At 70.6% G+C, this 19,339-nt stretch carries 13 protein-coding genes and 5 pseudogenes; 9 read left to right on the top strand and 9 right to left on the bottom strand.

The window, feature by feature from the left end; translation table 11 throughout:
* Positions 1 to 93 precede the first annotated feature (93 nt).
* Positions 94 to 1,800, bottom strand: coding sequence for a histidine kinase (locus SNOUR_RS34920; RefSeq protein WP_067355135.1), 1,707 nt, complete (start codon positions 1,798 to 1,800; stop codon positions 94 to 96).
* Positions 1,801 to 2,394: 594 nt separating this feature from the next.
* On the opposite strand from SNOUR_RS34920, the gene SNOUR_RS34915 reads away from it, so the two are divergent.
* From SNOUR_RS34915 to SNOUR_RS34900, 4 genes are all read left to right on the top strand, one after another.
* Positions 2,395 to 3,057 (top strand): DUF4097 family beta strand repeat-containing protein, encoded by a 663-nt coding sequence (locus SNOUR_RS34915; RefSeq protein ID WP_067355133.1) that lies wholly within the window; start codon positions 2,395 to 2,397, stop codon positions 3,055 to 3,057.
* A gap of 112 nt (positions 3,058 to 3,169) precedes the next feature.
* On the top strand, positions 3,170 to 4,414 hold the full coding sequence (locus SNOUR_RS34910; protein WP_067355130.1) for a serine hydrolase domain-containing protein: 1,245 nt from the start codon (positions 3,170 to 3,172) through the stop codon (positions 4,412 to 4,414).
* Between the two features lie 126 nt (positions 4,415 to 4,540).
* Positions 4,541 to 6,253: an amidohydrolase gene (locus tag SNOUR_RS34905; protein ID WP_067355128.1), complete on the top strand. Its 1,713-nt coding sequence runs from the start codon at positions 4,541 to 4,543 to the stop codon at positions 6,251 to 6,253.
* Between the two features lie 50 nt (positions 6,254 to 6,303).
* A complete protein-coding gene (locus SNOUR_RS34900; protein ID WP_067355126.1) occupies positions 6,304 to 7,074 on the top strand; it encodes a helix-turn-helix transcriptional regulator in 771 nt (256 codons plus the stop codon).
* Positions 7,075 to 7,214: 140 nt separating this feature from the next.
* Here the strand turns inward: SNOUR_RS34900 and SNOUR_RS48620 are convergent.
* A pseudogene (locus tag SNOUR_RS48620) lies at positions 7,215 to 8,045 on the bottom strand (alpha/beta hydrolase).
* Here SNOUR_RS48620 and SNOUR_RS48615 point away from each other — a divergent pair.
* Positions 7,959 to 8,195, top strand: a pseudogene (locus SNOUR_RS48615) (TetR-like C-terminal domain-containing protein); the annotation flags it as partial. The pseudogenes SNOUR_RS48620 and SNOUR_RS48615 sit on opposite strands and share 87 nt — an antisense overlap.
* Positions 8,196 to 8,288: 93 nt before the next feature.
* Here SNOUR_RS48615 and SNOUR_RS34890 read toward each other — a convergent pair.
* Together SNOUR_RS34890 and SNOUR_RS34885 are read right to left on the bottom strand one after the other, a co-directional pair.
* Positions 8,289 to 9,506: a cytochrome P450 gene (locus SNOUR_RS34890; protein WP_067359031.1), complete on the bottom strand. Its 1,218-nt coding sequence runs from the start codon at positions 9,504 to 9,506 to the stop codon at positions 8,289 to 8,291.
* Positions 9,507 to 10,013: 507 nt separating this feature from the next.
* Positions 10,014 to 11,426 (bottom strand): MFS transporter, encoded by a 1,413-nt coding sequence (locus tag SNOUR_RS34885; RefSeq protein WP_312634569.1) that lies wholly within the window; start codon positions 11,424 to 11,426, stop codon positions 10,014 to 10,016.
* 412 nt (positions 11,427 to 11,838) lie between these two features.
* Here SNOUR_RS34885 and SNOUR_RS34880 point away from each other — a divergent pair, with 412 nt between their 5' ends.
* Positions 11,839 to 13,062: a glycosyltransferase gene (locus SNOUR_RS34880; protein WP_067355120.1), complete on the top strand. Its 1,224-nt coding sequence runs from the start codon at positions 11,839 to 11,841 to the stop codon at positions 13,060 to 13,062.
* A 138-nt stretch (positions 13,063 to 13,200) separates the two neighbouring features.
* Here the strand turns inward: SNOUR_RS34880 and SNOUR_RS49600 are convergent.
* Together SNOUR_RS49600 and SNOUR_RS34865 are read right to left on the bottom strand one after the other, a co-directional pair.
* A pseudogene (locus tag SNOUR_RS49600) lies at positions 13,201 to 14,174 on the bottom strand (AraC-like ligand-binding domain-containing protein).
* A gap of 434 nt (positions 14,175 to 14,608) precedes the next feature.
* A complete protein-coding gene (locus tag SNOUR_RS34865; protein WP_312634562.1) occupies positions 14,609 to 15,106 on the bottom strand; it encodes an NAD(P)-binding protein in 498 nt (165 codons plus the stop codon).
* Between the two features lie 9 nt (positions 15,107 to 15,115).
* Here SNOUR_RS34865 and SNOUR_RS49315 point away from each other — a divergent pair.
* From SNOUR_RS49315 to SNOUR_RS34850, 3 genes and pseudogenes are all read left to right on the top strand, one after another.
* Positions 15,116 to 15,241: pseudogene (locus SNOUR_RS49315) on the top strand (HTH domain-containing protein); the annotation flags it as partial.
* Positions 15,242 to 15,474: 233 nt separating this feature from the next.
* Entirely contained in the window at positions 15,475 to 15,972 is a 498-nt protein-coding gene (locus SNOUR_RS34855; protein ID WP_079143057.1) for a cupin domain-containing protein, read from the top strand.
* 279 nt (positions 15,973 to 16,251) lie between these two features.
* Positions 16,252 to 16,794: a hypothetical protein gene (locus tag SNOUR_RS34850; RefSeq protein WP_067355111.1), complete on the top strand. Its 543-nt coding sequence runs from the start codon at positions 16,252 to 16,254 to the stop codon at positions 16,792 to 16,794.
* A gap of 129 nt (positions 16,795 to 16,923) precedes the next feature.
* On the opposite strand, the gene SNOUR_RS34845 is transcribed toward SNOUR_RS34850, so the two are convergent.
* The 3 genes and pseudogenes from SNOUR_RS34845 to SNOUR_RS34835 all read right to left on the bottom strand — a co-directional run.
* The gene (locus SNOUR_RS34845; RefSeq protein ID WP_067355108.1) at positions 16,924 to 17,421 is read right to left on the bottom strand and encodes a GNAT family N-acetyltransferase; all 498 of its coding nucleotides are present in this window, start codon (positions 17,419 to 17,421) and stop codon (positions 16,924 to 16,926) included.
* Between the two features lie 226 nt (positions 17,422 to 17,647).
* Complete coding sequence (locus SNOUR_RS34840; protein ID WP_067355105.1) at positions 17,648 to 18,109, bottom strand: SRPBCC family protein; 462 nt, start codon at positions 18,107 to 18,109, stop codon at positions 17,648 to 17,650.
* A gap of 597 nt (positions 18,110 to 18,706) precedes the next feature.
* Positions 18,707 to 19,315: pseudogene (locus SNOUR_RS34835) on the bottom strand (NAD(P)H-binding protein); the annotation flags it as partial.
* Between the last annotated feature and the right edge of the window lie 24 nt (positions 19,316 to 19,339).

The following is a 19,339-nucleotide window of genomic DNA, read 5'->3' as shown; positions in this document are numbered from 1 at the left end:
TCCTGCGCTGTCCCGAGCGGTCATCCTGACATCATCCCCGAACGAGCCCACCCGCATGAGCCACCCCTCCGCTCACCACGAAGCCGGTCTCCGTCAGCCCCTGACCTCGAAGGACTTCTTCTCGATCAGCCTGCCATCCTTGAAGCAGAACCGGAAAACCGGGTCCTTGTACCAGACGCTCCCGGTCTCGGTGGACCTCAGGGCGAGGCACTTCGCCCCCTTCGGCTCAGGCGGCGCGCCCTTGTCCAGACCGTCGGCCAGGAACGAGTCGCCGTGCGGCAGTCTCGCACGGACCTCTGCCTCGGACTGGCCCACCTTCACCGCGTCGTACTGCTTCGGATCGATCGTGGCCTTGTCCGACTCCCCTACCAGGAAGAGCGCGGCGAGGACCCCGGCGACCATCAGCAGCACCAGGACCACTGCCGCGACCCCGCAACCGATCGCTATGCCGCTTCGCTTCTTGTTCTTGCTCATTGCCCTGAGCAACTCCTTCGGCAGACCGCTCCCGTCGATGACCAGGTCACCCTCGCCCGTAGCGCCCGCCGGGTTCTGCTCCCGAAAGTCGTGTGTCGGATCGACGAACGTTGTCGTCGCTTCCCCGGCGGCGCGGCTTGGGGCGCCGCCCTCCGGCGGGGTGTAGGGCAGCACGCCGGCCAGTCGGAAGCCGCCGTCCGCGGTCCGGCCGGTGTGCACCATGCCTCCGACGAGTCGGGTCCGCTCCCCGAGTCCGGTCAAGCCCTGGCCGCCGCTCACCACGCTTCGTCGGCCATCCGCTGTCCCTGGGGCGGCGGCGTTGACGACCTCCACCACCAGGGCATCCGGCTCGTAGCGCAACTCGATGGCGATCGAGGCGCCCGGGGCGTGCTTGTGGGCGTTGGTCAGGCCCTCCTGCACGACGCGGTACGCCGCGTGATCAGCGGTCGGGGCGAGCGGGCGCGGCTCGCCGGAGCGCCGCAGCTCCACGGTCGTACCCGCGTTCCGGGACGCCGCCACCAGGCCCTCGATGCCGGCCACCCCGCGCGACGACGCCATCACGTCCTCCTCCCCCGTGGCCTGCAGGGCTTGGGAGGCACTGTCCTGCCGGGGATTCTCGGTGCCGTCCCGGAGCAGTCCCACCACCTCGCGCAGCTCGTGCATCGCGGCCACCGATGCCTCGCGCAGCACGCCTACGGCCTCCCGCTGCCGTCCGGTCAGCTCCCGATCCACCTCCAGTGCGCCGGCGTGCACCGAGATGAGCGTGAGCTGATGCCCGAGGCTGTCGTGCATGTCCTGGGCGATGCGCTGACGTTCCCGCATCCGGGCTTGTCCGGCGATCATCGCGCGTTCGCGCAGCAGCTGGGCGTTGTACTCCCGAAGGGTGTCCGCCAGCGTGCGGCGCTGCGACCAGTAGCGACTGATCAGGCCGGGGCCGACGAGCACGACCAGCAGGAACGGGGCGGCGAAGGCGAGGAAGAGCAGTGCGGGGGACGTGACCTGCAGGAGCCACAGGCCGAGGGAGAGGACGTACGCGGTGGCGAAGGTGAGGGCCGCCCTGCCGACCCCGCTGATCCGCCGTCCGGCCGACCATGCGGCGACCAGAACCAGCGGGCCCAGGCCACCGAACTCGACCGAGCCGATGGCGGTGATCAGAAGCACCGCCGCGGGCAGGACCCGGCGCGACAGTGACAGCAGCACAGCGGCCAGGGCCACCGCCACGATCCGTACGGTGCCGCCGCCGTCCAGGGCCTCGACAGCCGCCGCGAGCAGCCCGAGCACCACGCTCAGCAGCAGTTCACCCGCGAGGCGCCCAGGAGTCCACATCCCAGGGGCGAACAGCGCCCTGCCCGGATCGGTCAGTCGCTGGGGCGCCGTGCGCAACCATGCCGCCAGCGCTCGGCGAGCCGACACCACAGGGCCTGTACGTTCCACACGAGTCACGCGGCCACGTTAGGCAGCCATGGCCGGAAACCGCACCCGCCATTGGTCGCGACGGCCCACGACGAAAGTTGACCGGACGCAGCCGACCGTCACCACCGCCGTCCGGAAAACCGCGCATACGGCAGAGCAGGCGCATCAGCACACCATCCCCGAGCCGAGCGATCAGCACGCCAACCGCCAGCACCGCGGCAGCCGAGGCGAGCGGCCCGCCGGCTTCGACAAGCGCTTCACGCGCGCACCTGAGGAACTCGTGCGCCGGCGGGCCAAGTGCCTCAGCCATAGCGTTCACCTTCAATTCATTGCAATGATCGGCCACTTGGTCATTGCGTTAGCCGAGAGGGCGTTGCAACGATTTCCATCAATCCACCTGCAGCGATGCTCCTTTCACGCAAAGAACTCGTTGCCGGGGCGCGGAAAGCAACGTAGCGTTTCCATCGTTCGGAAACAGCCCGACCGTAAACGCAAAGGGAGCACACCATGCAGAAGTTCGACACCCCCACCCCGATCTCCGCCGTCCTGAACATCCCCGCCGGGCGCGTCCAGTTCATCGCCGCGGAGCGGGCCGACACCGTGGTCGAGGTCCTGCCCGCCAACGCCTCGAAGGGCCGGGACGTGAAGGCGGCGGAGCAGACCTCGGTGGAATGCGCCGACGGGGTCCTGCGGATCGTGTCGTCGGCGCAGGACCAGTACTTCGGCCCTTCGGGATCGGTCGAGGTGACGGTCAAGCTGCCCGCCGGTTCCCGAGTTGAGGCCAAGACCGCCAGTGCCGAACTGCGGACCCTGGGCCGGCTCGGCGACGTCGTCTTCGAAGGCGCCTACCGCCAGATCACGTTGGACGAGACCGCCGGCCTGCGCCTCACCGCGGTCGACGGCGATGTCGAGGTCGGCCGGCTGGGCGGGCCCGCGGAGATCAGCACCGCACGGGGCGACATCCGCATCACCGAGGCCACCGGCGGCAAGGTCGCGCTCCACACCCAGTCCGGCCACATCACGATCGGCGCCGCCAGCGGCGTCTCGGCCGCCCTGGACGCCCACACCACCCACGGCCGCATCAGCAACGCACTCAAGAACGACGGCACCGCCGACCTCGACATCCGCGCCACCACCTCCCACGGCGACATCACCGCCCGCAGCCTCTGACCACCCACCCACCCAACCACCCACCCAACCACCAACCACCAGTCACCAGTCACCAGTCACCAGTCACCAGTCACCAGTCACCAGTCACACGCATCTCACAAGGAGCCACACCATGTCCCTCGACATCACTCCCGGTCAGCACGGCGGCTTCTCCGAAACCGGGCTGCGCAGGGTGCGCGACGTGTTGGCGCGGCACGTGGAGTCCGGAAGGATTCCCGGACTCGTCGCCCTGGTCAGCCGGGGCGGTCACGCGCACGTCGAAGCGATCGGCACGATGCGCCATGACGGCGGGGCACCCATGCGCCGTGACACGATCTTCCGCATGGCCTCGACGTCCAAGCCGGTCACGATGGCGGCGGCGATGGTCCTGCTGGACGAGTGCCGACTGCGGCTGGACGACCTGGTCGAGCCGTGGCTGCCCGAACTCGCCGATCGCCAAGTGCTCAAGCGGGTCGACGGCCCGCTGGACGACACCGTCCCGGCGCGGCGGCCGATCACCGTACGGGACCTGGTGACCTCCACCTTCGGCCTGGGCATGGATCTGACGTCGCTGGGCACCCCGATCATGGACGCGGTCTTCGAGCGGGGCATCTTCAGCCAGAGCGCGACGGCGGTGGCCGCGCCGGACGAGTGGATGCGTCAACTGGCCACGCTGCCGCTGATGCACCAGCCCGGAGAGCAGTGGCAGTACCAGATCAGCAACGACCTGCTCGGTGTCCTCGTCGCCCGCGTCACCGGCCAGTCGTTCGACACGTTCCTGCACGAACGGATCTTCGGCCCGCTGGGCATGAAGGACACCGGCTTCCACGTGCCTGCCTGCAAGATCGACCGGCTGCCCCCCTGTTACACGCCCGACCCGCAAACCGGGGAGTTCACCGTGTGGGACGAGGCGGCGGGCGGGCAGTACAGCACGCCTCCGGCGTTCCCGTCAGGCGGCGGTGGACTGGTCTCCACCGTCGACGACTACCACGCCTACTTCCGCATGCTGCTCAACGGCGGGATGCACGAGGGCGAACGCATCCTGTCCCGGTCCGCCGTGGAACTGATGACCACCAACCGCCTCACCCCCGAACAGAACGCCGCCCGCAACGACCTGGCCCGCAACAACGTCCACATCTCCTTCGGTCAAGGCCAGCACGGCGGTTGGGGCTACGGCATGGCGGTACGCACCTACCGCGGCGACTACGCACCCATCGGCCAGTTCGGCTGGGACGGCGGCACCGGCACCACCGTCTACGCCGACCCGCGCAACGGGCTCGTCGGCGTCCTCCTCACCCAGGTCGGGCTGTCCCTCCCCGCCCCGGCACAACTCATCCACGACTTCTGGACCACGCTCTACCAGGCCATCGACGACTGACAGACAAGGGGAGGCGAGCGCGTATCGGTGGGATGACCGATGTGCGCTGGTGGGGGCGTGGTTCATAGTCCTCGGGAGATCGTTCGCGGGTGGCCTCGGTGCGCCCGGTTTTTGAAAGGACCTTCCATGGACGCGTACGCGGATCTGGTGTTTCTCGACGGACGGGTGGTCACGGTCGATGCGGAATTCTCCGTAGCCTCGGCACTCGCGGTGACCGGCGGGATCATCACTGCCGTTGGCGGGCGGGACGACGTCGCGCCGCTCATCGGGCCCGACACCCGCGTCGTCGACCTGCACGGAGCGACGTTGCTTCCCGGCATCAACGATTCCCATCTGCACGGATGCGCCTTCGGCATGTCGACGCCACCGCTCTCCGTCGACCTCGGCCATCCCGCCGTGTCCTCCCTCTCGGACGTGGCCGAGGAGGTACGGGAGGCCGTCGGGCGCGTCCCGGTCGGGCAGTGGATCACGGGGCACGGCTGGGACACCGGTTACCTGGACGAGTGCGTGTCCGACCCGTCGCGGCTGCCCTCGCGGCACGACCTCGACGCCGTCAGCCCCGACCACCCCGTCGTCCTGTACTCCTTCTCCGGTCATGCCACCTGGGTCAACTCCAAGGCGCTGGAACTGATCGGGATCGACCGGCACTCCGTCGCGCCGCCCGGCGGGGCCATCGTCGTGGACGAGGCCGGTGAGCCGACCGGGCTCCTCCACGAAGGGGCCCAGGCCCTCGTCCAGAACGCGCTGCCGCCGCTGAGCCGGCAGGAGCGGACCGATGCGATCAGGTCGACCCTCGCCACGCTCGCCCGGCTCGGCGTGACCAGCTACACCGAGCCCGGGCTCGGCCCCGGCGGCGACGGCATCATGCGTGGCGCACTCGGCGCACAGACCCTCGACGTCTACCGCCAACTGCTGGCCGACGGCGAACTGACCGCCCGCGTCGGGGTCCTGCTCCTGCCCACCGGAATGGCCAGCACCGCCGAGGAGTTCGCCCGCGCCCTCGCCACTCTCACCGCCCCAGGCGAGGCCGCGGACCCCGCCCCGGGCCGCCTGACGATCCACGGGGTCAAGATCTTCGCCGACGGCATCGTCCCCAACAAGACGGCCTGGATGAACGAGCCGTACATCGGCGGCGGCTGTGGATCCCTGTGCGTCGGCGGCGAGACCGACAGCGAGAAGATCGCCGAGATCGACGCCATCATCCAGCACGCCCACGCCGCCGGGCACCAGATGGGCGTCCACGTCACCGGCGACCGGGCCATCGACACCGTCACGGACGCCTTCGCCGCGGCCATGGCCGAGCACCCGCGGCCCGACGCCCGCCACTACGTCATCCACGGCGACTTCCTCACCGCCCACAGCATGAAGGTGCTGGCCGCGCACGGCTTCGGCGTCAACATGAACCCCACCATCAAGTGGACCGTCGCCGACATGGAGGAGGAGTTCGTCGGCGCCGAACGGGCCGCGTACGCATGGCCCTACCGCGATGCCCTCGACGCCGGCGTGCGCGTCGCAAGCGGGTCCGACGCCCCCGTCACCTCCCCGGACTGGCGCCAGGGCGTCGCCACCATGGTGTTGCGCGAGTCGAAGGCCGCCGGCCGGGTCAGCGGCCCCGAGCAGCGCATCGGGCTCGCCGAGGCGCTCCGTACGTACACGATCGACGCGGCCTGGCAGGACTTCGCCGACGACTGGAAGGGCTCTCTGGAGCCGGGCAAGGTCGCCGACCTCTGTGTCCTCGACGGGGACCTGCTCACGGCCGACCCTCACGACATCCCGACGATGCCGGTCGTCCTGACCGTCCTCGACGGGCAGGTCGTGCACGACGCCCTCCGCAACTGACATGACCCGTCGCGATTGACGTATTCCGGGCGCATGATCATCCTTGGGGGGTGGCAGCGCAGCGGAGCACGGCGGACATCCTGGATGCGGCCGTCCACGTTCGCGAGGCCGCCAGAAGCGCCACCAGCGGCGCCACCGGGCTCGACGCGGTCCTGGCGGCGCTGTCGGAGGTGATGGAGTACGACCACGCCTCCCTGGCCCGATGGGATCCGCGCTGCCGGCGCCACACCACCCTGGCCGGGAGCTACCCGGACGAGGCCACCGCCTACATCGAGACCCGCCTCCACCACGACCCGGTGTTCGCCGTGCTGCACAGCCCGGCCCGAGGCGGTCTCTGGCTCAGGGACGTCCCCCGTCACCTCCTGGCGGCATCGCCGGGCTTTACGGAGGTGCTCTCTCCCCTGGGCATCGAGGACGGCGTGGCCCAGTGCCTGTTCACCGCCGACGGCCGGTACGTCGGCATGCTCAACGTCAGCACCCGCCGACCGCGGCGCACGCCCGACCCGGCGCGCGCCGTGGTCACCCTGCTCACCGAGGCCCTCGCCGCGGCCGTCGCCCAAGGAGGCCCGCCGCGCGAGGAGGCCACCGCGACCGACCCCGCGGCGGACGCGCGGCGACCCGGTGGGCTCTCGCCCCGGGAGGTCCAGGTGCTGGCCGAACTGACCACCGGCCGCACCAACAGAGAGATCGCCGAGCGGCTGTGCATCGCGCCGCGCACCGTGGGGACCCACATCGAGCACATCCTCGCCAAGCTGGACATCCCCAACCGCGCGGCCGCCGCCGCCCGAGCCGTCGCCTGGGGAATCGGCCCCACCCGCTGACGCGCTCAACGCGCCCTCCGGGCACGGTCCGAACTTCCTGTTCGGCTACCTGTCGATCGGCTCTCCGTTCGTCACGTCGCGAGGTCCTCGGAGCGGTCGAGGATGCCCCGGCCGTGTGATCCTCGACCAGGCCGACGCCTTCACCGTCCCGCGGATGCCCGGAGCTGATGCTTGAGCCGGGTGTACAGCTCGGTGACGGCCGCGTCGGCTGCCGGGGAGACCGGGAAGAGGTTGAGGAAGCCGTGGATCAGCCCGGCGTAGGTGCGGGCGAAGACGTCGACGCCGGCGTCTTCCAGGGCCTGGGCGTAGGCGTTGCCCTCGTCGCGCAGGGGGTCGTACTGGGCGGTTCCGACGATGGCGGGGGCGAGGCCGGCGAAGCTGTCGGCGCGCAGCGGGGAGGCTTTGAACGAGCCGCGCAGGGCGCGGTCTTGGCCTACGTAGAGGTCTTACAGGTCCAGGACGTCCTGGGTGCCGAGGAAGTAGCTGTTCGCGTTCTCGGTGCGGGACGGGTGGTCGCCGACGAAGTCGGTGGCGGGGTAGACCAGGAGCTGGGCGACGAGTGGCCGGCCCTCGTCGCGGAAGGTGAGGGCGACGGTGACGGCCAGGTTGCCTCCGGCGCTGTCACCCGCCACGGCGAGGCGGTCGCGGCGGCAGCCGTAGTCGTCGATGTGCTCGGCGATCCAGTGGGTGGCGGCCAGGCGGTCGTCGTAGGCGGCGGGGAAGGGGTGCTCCGGCGCCAGCCGGTACTCGACGGCCACGACCACGGCGTTCACGTCGCGGCACATCCGCCGGGTGACGTCGTCGTGGGTGTCGAGATCGCCCGCGACGAAGCCGCCGCCGTGGAAGAAGACCACCGTGGGGAAGGGGCCACCGCCGTCCGGCCGGTGGGTGACGTGCGCGCGGACCTCACCGCGCTGTTCACGGCGCTGGCCCGATACCTCGCGACGCCGGCCGGCACCGCGCTGCTCCACCTGGGCACCGTGCGCGGCGAAGACGACTTGGAAGAAGGGCGGCGCTCCTACTGGAGCACTCGCCTTGAGCGTGCCGAAGCCCTGGTCCGCCGCGGCATCGACAGAGGAGAACTGGCCACCGACACCGACCCTCACCCCACGGTCGAGGCCATCACAGGTCCCCTGCCGGCGCGGGTGCTGCACGCCGTACGGGCGGGTGCACGTCGCACGGCGGCGGAACTTGGGAAAACGGCCTCGAAGGGATCACGCATCCCAGGCGACCGGGAGGCTGTGCACCCCGAAGACATCAGCGGTTTCGGAGTGCAGGTCGATCGCCTCGGGCGGTACGTCCAGGCGCAGCGTGGGGAAGCGGTTGACCAGCGCGGGGAAGGCCACCCGCATCACGACACGGGCCAGTTGCTGGCCCGGGCACTGGTGTCTGCCGTGGCCGAAGCCCAGGTGTCCGATGGCCTGCCGCTCGATGTCGAGAGTGTCCGGTTGGGGGAAGCGCCGGGGATCGCGATTGGCGGTGTGGAGCGAGAGGAGCACCGTGGTACCGGCCGTGATGGTCTGGCCGCCCAGTTCGACGTCCTCCAACGCGGTTCTCATGAAGGTCTTGGCGACGGAGAGATACCGCATCAGTTCCTCGACGGCCTTGTCGGCGATCGCGGGGTCGGCGTGCAGCGCAGCCCATTGTCCGGGGTGGCTGAGCAGGGCGAAGGTGCCGAACGCCAGCATGTTCGAGGTGGTGTCGAGCCCGGCCGCCAGCAGAAGGAAGCCGGCACCGGTCAGTTCCTCATCGGTCAGGTCGCTCTTGGTCAGGTCGCCCAGCACATCGCCGGTGGGGTGGGCGCGCTTGACGGCCACCAGCCGCGCGATGTACTCCCGGAGCGCGGTGTAGGCGGCCAGTTGCTCCTCCGCACTCGCATCCCCGTTGAAGAGCCTCGCGGACTGTTCCTGGAAGGAGCCTCGGTCCTGGTACGGCACCCCCAGCAGCTCGCAGATCATGATCGCGGGGATGGGCTCGGCGAACGCGGTCACCAGGTCTGTCGGCGGCCCGTCCTGCTCCATGGCGTCCAGGTGGTCAGCGGTGACCCGCTCGATGCTCTCCGTGAGCATGCGCATCCGCCGGACGGTGAACTCGCCGGCCAGCAGCTTCCGGTATCGGCTGTGCTGCGGCTCGTCCATGAAAGTGAACTCGCCCGGTGCCACCGGAGGAACCACGACGTCGCCGATATCCACGTACGAATCGAGTGTGAGCCCACGGACGCACATGAACCGCGAGTCGGCCAAGACCGATCGGACGAGGTCGTAGCCGGTGACCAGCCAGCCCTGGCGGCCGCCGGGCAAGAGACATCGGCTGATGGGGCCGTGCCGGCGTGCACGCGTCAGTTCCTCGGGCGGGTCGAAGGGGCAGCCGGGCTGACGCGCCACCGACAGCACGCTGACGGTGTGTACGGGTTCTGCCCCGTTCGGATCCATCATCATCCCTCTGCTGGATGGCTTGTACGTTGACTCGACGGGCCGCTACCCAGGCGGCCCGTTGCCCGGGCACGAGTCCACCTCGGCCCGTCCCGCAGGCATCCCGCGCCGGCCATCGATTGCACACGAGGCGTCGAAGAACGGATCGCCGCACATCGAAGCGATCAGCGGCACGCTCATCGTCCACCTCCTCTGGGTCGCCGCTCGAACTCAGGGTCGCCGCTCGAAGCCGGCAGCATCGATGTCAGGACAGCGCCGGGAAGCACCTCACCGATCTGCTGAACCCTCACCCCTACCGTGGCCGTTCACCGCGTCCACAGCACCTGACGCGCGCCTGAACGAGTGAGCCGGCGCCACAGCCTGTCGGAGCCCACCCGCATCCGCAGGTTCTGCCGCGTGGCGGCGGTGGGGACGGCGGCAGCCGGCGCGCCAGGCCATGGGGCGTCACCAGCGCGATGCCCGGCCGGTGAGAGGTCGTACGGCACGAGCGCAGGGGAATGCCGGCGGTCAGCGCACCACGCTGTCCGACGCCGAGGGCACCGGCTCTTGCGATCGCCGAGCGCGCCGGCGGCGCCGGACCCACCTCCACAGGACCAGCAGCAGGCAGGCCGCCAGGCAGCCGGCTCCGGCCACGGCCAAGGGCCCGTTGTCGCCGGTCGCCGCGGTGCCGCCGGGGTCGGTCGCGGGGCCTGCGGCGACCACGCCCAGCCCGGCCGCAACCGTGATGACCGTCTTGGTCAAGCCGGATGCCTCACCGGCGCGTTCGGGCCGGATGACGCCCTGGGTGGCGGTCAGCGTCAGGGCGTTGCCGACGCCCAGCGCCGCCCCGCCGGCGGTCACCGCCGCGAGATACAGCGGCAGTCCGGAGACGAACGCCGCGCCCAGCAGGACCACCGCGCCCACTCCCAGGCTCGTCGCCATCACCGGTACGGCGCGTGCGCTGGTCACCCGGCCCGCGAAGGGGCCGGCGGCGGCCATGGCCCCGGCGGGGGCGATGAAGGCCACCCCGGCCGTCAACGGCGTCAGCCGCTGGCCGTCTTGGAGGGAGAGCGGTACGACGAAGAGGAACACCACGGTCGCGGCGTTGGCCACCGCGCCCGCCGCGGTCAGCGCCACGAAAGCGCCGTTGCGGAACAGCGCGGGCGCGATCAGCGGATCGGCCGTGCGGAGTTCGATCCGTGCGAAGGCCACCAGCGCCAACGCCACCAGGCACAGCGCGCCGAGGCCGGCGGGGGACGTCCAGCCCCATACCGGGCCACGGTCGACGAAGAGGGCCAGGGCCGCGATGGCGGCGGTCCCGGTGGCCAGCCCCGGCCAGTCGACGCGCCCGGAGACCGTGGTGTCCCGCGACTCCTGGGCCCGACGGGCGCAGATCGCAGCCACCACACCCAGCGGCACGTTGAGCCAGAACACTGCCCGCCAGGACACCATTTGGGTCAGGGCACCGCCGACGAAGGGGCCGCAGGCGGTGGCCAGTCCGCCGATGCCCAGCGCCCACCCCGTGGCCCGGCCGCGCACGGCGGGCGGGAAGACGTTCGTCAGGAGCGCCAGTCCGGCCGGCATGATCGACGCGCCGCCCGCGCCCTGTACCACGCGGGCCGCCACCAACGCCGGCAGCGAGGGCGCCAGTGCGCACCACAGCGACGCCAGTCCGAACAGCGCCAGTCCCCCGACCAGCAGGCGGCGCCGGCCGAACAGATCGCTCATCCGGCCCGCGCCCAACATCAGTGTGCCGCACGACAGGAGGTACGAACCGACCGCCCACTGCAACTCCCCGCTGGATACGCCGAGTTCGTCCCTGACGTGCGGCAGGGCCAGGTTCAGGGCGAACGAGTCGAGCTGGATGCAGAAGACACCCAACGCGACGGAGACCAGCGCCCAGCGGGCTCCGTTTCGCCCCTCGACTTCCCACACGGTCACAGCACTCCCTTCCCGCCGCCTCGCCAGGCGATGGCGTCATCTCATGAACATCTCTGGCTGCAGAGGGTTGGGGATTGCTTGCGCCGGAAGTGGCTGCGTCCAGGAGGGCCGACCCGAGAAGGAGCAAGGGGCTTCAAGCCGTGCGCGGAGCCTGCGCGGAAACCCATCGAGGCTCGGAGCGCCGCAGACGCTCAAGGCGCGAGAACGCGAAAGCGGGAGTGGTGACTTGCGTGTGCTCGTCCGTCAGCAGCGGACCAGAGCTGGAAAGGGAAGCAGCCGCTCTTTCCATGATCAAGATATAGCGCACAGGGGGGCTTGCCGCAAGACCCCGGGGGTGCCGCAGAATCGCCCTCCTGACCCGGAACCCCGAGGCCAGGCCGAGCGCGGAATCCCACGAAACGAGACTCACTACATGCGTGTGCTGTTGATGGCCTACGGGTCGCGCGGAGACGTCGAACCGCTGGTTGCGGTTGCGGTGCAGTTGCGGGACCTCGGAGTGGACGTGCGGATGTGCACGCCTCCGGACTTCGCGGAGCTGTTCGACTCCGTCGGCCTCCCGCTGGTGCCGATCGGCGAGCCGGTGCGCCCGTTCGTGAAGGGGGTGCTCACCGGGAAGACGAAGGCTCCCGCGGAGGGGCTGCCCGCACGCGCGGCGGCGATGACCGCCACGACGTACGAGGCGGTCGTCACGGCGGCCGAGGGATGCGACGTGATCCTGGCGACCGGTCTGCTCCCGGCCGCGGCCGGCGCGAGCACGGCGGCCGAGCACCTGGGCATCCCTTACGTGTTCGTCGCCTACTTCCCCTCCTACCTGCCCTCGCCCCACCACCCGCCGTTCGAGCGGCCGGGCCGGCCGTTCCCGCCCGGCGTGACCGACAACCGCATGCTGTGGGACCTGGACACCGAAAACATGAACGTGCTGTTCGGGACCGGTCTCAACGCCCACCGGGCGTCCATCGGCCTGCCGCCGGTGGACCACTTCCGCGACCACGTCCTCACCGACCGCCCCTGGCTGGCCACCGACCCGGTCCTCGGCCCGTGGCAGGAGCCGGCGGACCTCGACGTGGTGCAGACCGGCGCGTGGTTCCGGACGGACGACCACCCGCTGCCGGCCGACGTGGAGGCGTTCCTCCACGCCGGCGAGCCGCCGGTGTACGTGGGGTTCGGCAGCATTCCCCTGCGCGACGCGGACGACGTGGCCCGGGCGGCCATCGAGGCGGTCCGGGCGCAGGGCCGCCGGGTGCTTCTCTCCCGCGGCTGGGCCGACCTGGCCGTGGCCGACGACCAGGACGACTGCTTCGCCGTCGGGGAGGTCGACCACCACGCCCTGTTCCCGCGTGTCGCCGCCGTCGTCCACCACGGCGGCGCGGGCACCACGACCACGGCCGCCCGGGCCGGTGCGCCCCAGGTGGTCATACCCCAGCTGGCGGACCAGCCGTACTGGGCCGGCCGCGTGGCCGACCTCGGCATCGGGGCGGCACACGACGGCCCGAACCCGACCTTCGAGTCCCTGTCGGCCGCGCTCGGTATCGCCCTGGCTCCCGAGACCCGAGCCCGGGCAGCAACTGTGGCCGGTCAGATCCGCGCCGACGGGGCGGCGGTGGCCGCGAAGCTGCTGCTCGACAAGGTCGGCTGAGAAAGGTGCCCGACCAGCAGGCCCTGGAGGCCCGCCACCCGACGGTGGCGGGCCTGGTTCCGCCCCGCGCCCGGTGTACGGAGGTGGGCGCCAGTGGCCGCCGGCCGCACGCTGGCTGCACAACCGCGTCGGCGATGTTCACTCCTGGCCGCGAAGAGCCTCATGCCGCTGCTCCCTCGGCGTGGTGCCGTAGGCGGCGCGATAGGCGCGGCTGAAGTCGGTCGCCCGGGGGAAGCCCCAGCGGGTGGCGATGGCGTGGATGGGGACGGCCCGGAGTGCCGGGTCGGTGAGCTCGCGGTGGGCCGCCTCCAGGCGTAGACGACGGATCCACGCGGCGACCGTGGCGTCCTCGTCCCGGAAGAGACGGTGCAGATAGCTGGTGGAGATGTGGTGGCTGGCGGCGATCGCGGCGGGGGTGAGCTGCGGATCGTGCAGGTGCTCCCGGATGAACGCCTGGATGCGCAAGATGAGGGTCTGGCGGTGCGTCTCCGGCGGGAGGCAGTCGCCTGCTTCGAGCAGGTGGGCGAAGAGCGCAGCCGTCAGATCGGCCAGGACCACGCCCAGTCGGGGCCGTCGGCAGGCTGGTAGGGGGTGGTGTCGTCGGTGATCTGGGTGAGGAACCGTGCCAGGAGGGCGCCCATCCCTTCCCGTCCCGACACCGGCACCCCCACTATCCGGCGGGCCACGTCGCGCGGTAGCGACACCATGGTCTTGGGAAGCTCCAGCGCCACCGTCGTGACCGTGGCCCCGCTGCTGTGCACGTCGGCCGGCAGCGAGGAGGAGTTGAGGAACAGGTCGTACGGCTGGTACTCGGTTTCCCGGTGCGCCCACGCACCCGCACCGGTGCCGCGTACCACGAGTGCAAGGTGGTACGCCTCGGGATCGGACTGCCGGATCAGCTTCGGCGTGCGCCGGAAGACCAACGGAAGATAGGTGGCGGACCACACGGTGACGGCGCCGAGGTCCACCACACGCTGGCATGCCCGGAAGTCATCGGCGTGGTCGCTGCGCAGCTCCATGGGAGCGTGGGTACGCCCCAGGATCTCGGCCCAGTAATCGAACCGCTCGGCCGCGGGCACATCGTCGCTGCGGAACACCGTCTCGTCCAACAACCCTCGTTCCCCGTTTCTCAAGTCGTGGGCCACAGGGCTCCCACCAGGCAGGCGGTGCACCGAGTGCTGGACATCCCGGTTCCATACCGCGGCGGATGGGAGCGCGAAACACCCGCGATCTCAACTCCTGGCAGGAGCAAGCCCGCTCCGGGCCCGAGAGACGGCACACCGCCCCACGGACGCAACGCGAGCAGTCGCCAGTCACACGAGGCTTCGGACACTTCCCGGGTGACCGAGGTGACCGAGGTGAGAGAGCTGGCGGTGGTGACTGCTCGCCCTCGCGCTCGCGGCGTGCTCGGCGGTGCGTGTCATGATCACTATGGTGCCCGACGAACCCACGAGCGGCGCGTCCGGTACCACGGCAGGGGACCACCACCGCGCGTATCCCCGCAGGTCGGCGTCGACCAGCCACCCCGGCACGCAGACGTCCATCGTCAAAGACGTCGGCGCAGTCGAGCCGCCGGCCCGATCGCGGACGCGGTCCGCCCCAGGTGCAGATCACCGCCGACCGCCTCGGCGAGCAACGTGCGCAGGGTGATGCGGTCGATATCGACGCCGGAATCACCGCTGAGATCCGGCCCGTGGCCGAGGAACCGGCCCCGCCGGTCCCAGAACGCGTCGCGGTCGCGCAGCCGCAACGCCGAGGCCGACGCCAACAGACGCTCCATGATCTCCGGCGCGACCAGTTCCCGCAGTGCCGACTGCGCCCGCTCGTCCAGGGTGATGTGGTAGCCGCCCGTCGCCGCGACCTCGGCGTCCCGATCGAACGCCGCCACTTCGAAACCCCGGCGACGCAACCCCGCGGCCAACGCGACCCCACCGATCCCGCCACCCACCACAACCACACGCATGTCGTCCCCTTTCACCGCCAGTTGCCTTCGCGGACCGACGATGACACCGGTAGTGGACACCGAGTGGCCGGGACCGGCCATGATAGGGCGATGGCGAGCACCTCACGACGGGCATTGCGGCTGTTGTCCCTTCTCGGATCGCGCCGGCAGTGGCCGCTGCGTGAACTGGCCGGCAGGCTCGGGGTCAGTGAGCGCACCGTCCGCCGCGACATCGAGACGCTGCGCCAGCTCGACCACCCGATCACCACCGTCCACGGCCCCGACGGCGGCTATCGGCTCGGCGCCGGGCACACCCTCCCGCCGCTGCTGTTCAACGACGATCAGGCCCTTGCCGTCGCGGTGGCCCTGCAGACCGCGCCCAGCACGGTGTTCGGCCTGGGAGACGACGCGGCGAGGGCGCTGGCCACCCTGGAGCAAGTGATGCCCGCTCCGCTGCGGGTGTCCATGCGATCCCTGCGCCTGACCAGGCTTCAGAACTACTGGGAGTTCCCGGCGCCACCCATCGACTCGACCGCGCTCACCGCCGTGGGGGCCGCGGTGCGCCACCGTCGCGTGCTCGCAAGGTGGGCCTGGCGGCGCGGGCCGCCGGCGCCAAGACCCGCTTCCACAAGGCGATGTCGGAGTCCTTCTACGTCCTCTCCGGGGAGCTGGAGCTCGTCAACGGCGAGAAGTGGGTGACGGGCCGCGCCGGCGACTTCCTGTACGTGCCGGTCGGCGGCCTGCACGCCTTCAAGAACGTCACGGACGAACCCATGTCGATGCTCATGCTCTTCTCCCCGGGCGCCCCGCGCGAGGAGTTCTTCGAAAGGGTCGCGGAGATGTCGCAGCGCGGCAGCGAGGAACTCAAGGAGTTCCGCGTCCGGCACGACAGCTATTTCGAGGAGGACTTCGGGGCAGGCTTCGGGGCGGGCTTCGGGGCGAGGGACGGCGCGGTGGACCGCCGTTGAGGATCTGAAGGGCTCGCACGACCGCCCGTCACCCGTCCCCCATCGCGTCCACCGTGCCCACGACCGCGTCCGGGACGGCGCACGACTGCAGCCACCACTGCAACCGCGACCGCGACCGCACCCTTGAATCCACGAGTCCGCCGGGCGCATCGTCGCGGAGGATGACTGCGCTTCCGCCGCTGGCCCGATCAACACCGCGCCAGTCTCGTGCCGGCGGCTCATACAAGTGTGCCGCTCAGGCTGACGGACGGCGTCAGACGGTGACTGAGGATGGGTCACATGAACTTTCACGTGCCCTCCTCGCCCACCAAATCAGCACCGACACCTGCCCGTTGGGCGGTCTGGGCCGCACATCTGACCACGCTGGTGGTGCTGCCCAGTGGGCTGTGGCGCATCGCCATGGTGCTCGGATTCCCCGCCGGTTACACCGCGGCGGGCTTCGTGCCCTACGAGACGCTCGGGTCCAAGGCATGGATGCTGACGCTCAGCGTGCTCTGCGAGCTGGTCGCCTTCCTGACGATCGGCCTGGTACGACCGTGGGGCGAGGTCATCCCGCGCTGGATTCCGCTGGTCGGAGGGCGCAGGGTCCGCCCCATGGCCGTTGTCGTCCCTGCCGCCCTGGGCGCAGTCGTCCTGACCGCGCTCTGGGCCAACGTCCCCTGGTGGTGGACGTATCCGCATCCGGACATGACGTCCACCGGACACCTGCTCGTCGGCGTTCTCTATCAGCCGCTGGTCCTCTGGGGCCCGCTGACCGCAGCCGTCACGATCTCCTACTACCGTCGCCATCGCGCCGCACAGCGCCGGGCATCGACCGCCTGAAGGTGTGCCCGCGAAGGCCGGGCGGCCGTCTGCCCGCCAGGGCGGCCGGCCATCAATTCCGTTAGCACGGCGGCGAGCTGCGGCTGGTCGCGTCGCGGGCCGGGAGACGACAGGAGTCCCCTGGAAGTCTCAGCACACTCGCTCGTATTCGACCTGGTCAAGGGAGTTCCCATCGCCGAAGTCGTGGGTGCGTACGGTGCCGCGCTCGGTGAAACCGCACTTGGTGTAGAAGTGACGGGATCGTGGAGTGTCGCGCAGTGTCCACAGGTGCACCTCGCTGAACCCGTCGTTGCGCAGGTGGCGCAGTGTCTCGGTCATCAATGCGGCGGCGACGCCACTGCCCCAGCTGTCGGGGTGACTGGAGAACGTGAGAATCTCGGCAAGACCCGGCCGAGTCGAGGACAGGCTGAAGGCGGACATCGCCAAAGGACGGCTGTCGTGTTCGGCTAGCAGGATCGCCCCTGCTCCCTGTGCGAGCCTTTCGTGCCACCGTGTTCGCCTGCTCTGGACCGCCCGGGTGGCGAACTCCGGGGCGAAGAAGGGGGCGTAGGCCGCCTCCCAGGCTGCGGCGTGGATCTCGCCGAGGATGTCCCCGTCGTACTGGCCGGCGCGACGAACTGTGAACATCCGAGCAGCCTATCGACAATGCCTTCCAGGCGGCTTCGATTCAGACGCTGCGATTCAGACGCTGCCGGGCACCTTCAAGAATTCGAGGTGCCCGCCATCACTCTGTACGGACGGGGTGCAGCGCGCAGATACGCCACGTCACTCCACTCCCCTGCTGTGTGCCCCGCTCGCCCGGACGAACAGAGAGGGGGATCCGGGCTCGTCGAGGAGCGGACGAGCGGCCCGCTCAGCGGTGGTTGGTCGCGGCGGTCGTGAGTGCCGTGTCGGCGGCGGAGAGGATCTTGCCGAAGACATGGGCGACGACGGGCTTGGCGAGTGCCCGGGTGAGGGCGGCGCCGACGAGAGGGAGGGGGACCTCGAAGGTGGTGGTCCAGGCGACGAGGGTGCCGCCAGGCACCTCGGTGAAGGTCATCCGGCCCAGTTCGTGCCGAGCCGGCGGGAAGCTGCGTTCGACGACGTAGTCGAAGTCATACGGCGGGTTGTAGGTGGTGATCCGTTCGCGGAACCAGCCGATCGCCCATGTGTGCAACCGGACGGCGCCCGCTCCGTAGGGTGCGCTCTGTCCCGGTCGGGCCAACCGCGCCTTGAGGACGAACGGTGTGCGGGTGTAGTTGGTGGTGGTGGCGCACCAGTCGAATACGTCGGCGAGCGGCGCCGCGATGACGCGTTGCACGGTCAAGGTTTCCATGACCCGTCCCTTCTCGTGGCCGGCGGGCGCTGGCGGGCGCGGAACGACGGCCGCGCCGAGGTCGCCGGGATTGCGCCTCTGTTCTCCAGAGAGACCCCGCAGGGCCCGCAACTGTGACGCCGCCTCAAGTGACGTGCACCACTTCGCATTCGAGGTGCCGACCGCGGATCGGGGTGGCGCGTCGGCGAGGCGGGCGCATCCAAGGTGAGGTACGCATCAGGCCACGGTCAGTCGAGTCAGGATGCAGTTCGTGAGCCCGCCGTGGGTGATGGTTCGCCGTCACGACTGCGCTCAGCAAGAGCAGCTCGGCCGCGATGCCGCAAACCGGTGGGCCGAAGTTGGCGGACAGCAGGCGGGGTTGGCCGGCGCAGCCGTGGTTGGCCGGCGCAGCCGTGCGAGCTTCAGACGTGGTCTCGGTGCGGTCGACGGTGCGCGGCACTGCGTTGCTGGCCCTGCGGCGGTCTGTTCCGTACGGCCCGGCCTGAGGGCTCGCGTGGCTCGGAACCTCGCGCGCTGACGGCGGCGGCGATGCGGAGGTGGGCGCCTCGTGCGGCCACCTCCGTACGAGGCGCCCGGGTGCTTCGGTTGAGTTGTGTCTCAGCGGAAAGCGGCGATGTGGCGGGCGACCCAGCTGCGGAAGGGGCGCGGGGCGCGGCCGAGGACTCGTGCCACGTCCGGGCTGATCCGCAGTTCGGCCGGGTTCGGAGCGGAGATGATGTCCAGGGTGTCGTCGGCGAGTTCCACCGGTACGAACCGGGTCATGGTCGCCTTGGCCTCGTCGCGGGTGAGTTCGTGGAACCGGACGGGCGAGCCGAGCACGGCGGCGATCGCCTCCGTCTGCTGACGCGGCGTGATCACCTCCGGCCCGGTCAGCTCGTACACCCTGCCGGCGTGCCGGTCGTCCAGCAGACAGGCCGCCGCGACCTCGGCAATGTCCGTCGGGTCGATGACCGGCACCCCTACGTCGCCGAAGGGCGCGGCGACCGTCCCTTGCGTGCGGACGGACTCCGCCCAGGCAAAGGCGTTGGAGGCGAAACCGCCTGGCCGCAGGACGGCCCAGTCCATGCCGGACTCCCGCAACGCGTCCTCCACCGCACGCATCGCGACCCGCGACGGGCCGAACGGCCTGGTCGCCACGCCCTGCGAAGAGCGAGGGGCCGCTTCGCGTGCCGGCGATGACAGGTCGGCGTCCGCAGATCCCGCGGCCGGTGGCCGCGCTCATCGCCGGCC

This window comes from Streptomyces noursei ATCC 11455 (assembly GCF_001704275.1).
Classification (GTDB): domain Bacteria; phylum Actinomycetota; class Actinomycetes; order Streptomycetales; family Streptomycetaceae; genus Streptomyces; species Streptomyces noursei.
This window is presented reverse-complemented; position numbering and strand designations above follow the sequence as displayed.

Coding starts and splice junctions, on each gene's coding strand:
- SNOUR_RS34890 (WP_067359031.1), bottom strand. CDS start 9,506: ATGGATCCGAACGGGGCAGAACCCGTACACACCGTCAGCGTGCTGTCG.
- SNOUR_RS34905 (WP_067355128.1), top strand. CDS start 4,541: ATGGACGCGTACGCGGATCTGGTGTTTCTCGACGGACGGGTGGTCACG.
- SNOUR_RS34920 (WP_067355135.1), bottom strand. CDS start 1,800: ATGTGGACTCCTGGGCGCCTCGCGGGTGAACTGCTGCTGAGCGTGGTG.
- SNOUR_RS34880 (WP_067355120.1), top strand. CDS start 11,839: ATGCGTGTGCTGTTGATGGCCTACGGGTCGCGCGGAGACGTCGAACCG.
- SNOUR_RS34910 (WP_067355130.1), top strand. CDS start 3,170: ATGTCCCTCGACATCACTCCCGGTCAGCACGGCGGCTTCTCCGAAACC.
- SNOUR_RS34845 (WP_067355108.1), bottom strand. CDS start 17,421: ATGTTCACAGTTCGTCGCGCCGGCCAGTACGACGGGGACATCCTCGGC.
- SNOUR_RS34915 (WP_067355133.1), top strand. CDS start 2,395: ATGCAGAAGTTCGACACCCCCACCCCGATCTCCGCCGTCCTGAACATC.
- SNOUR_RS34850 (WP_067355111.1), top strand. CDS start 16,252: ATGAACTTTCACGTGCCCTCCTCGCCCACCAAATCAGCACCGACACCT.
- SNOUR_RS34865 (WP_312634562.1), bottom strand. CDS start 15,106: ATGGCCGGTCCCGGCCACTCGGTGTCCACTACCGGTGTCATCGTCGGT.
- SNOUR_RS34840 (WP_067355105.1), bottom strand. CDS start 18,109: ATGGAAACCTTGACCGTGCAACGCGTCATCGCGGCGCCGCTCGCCGAC.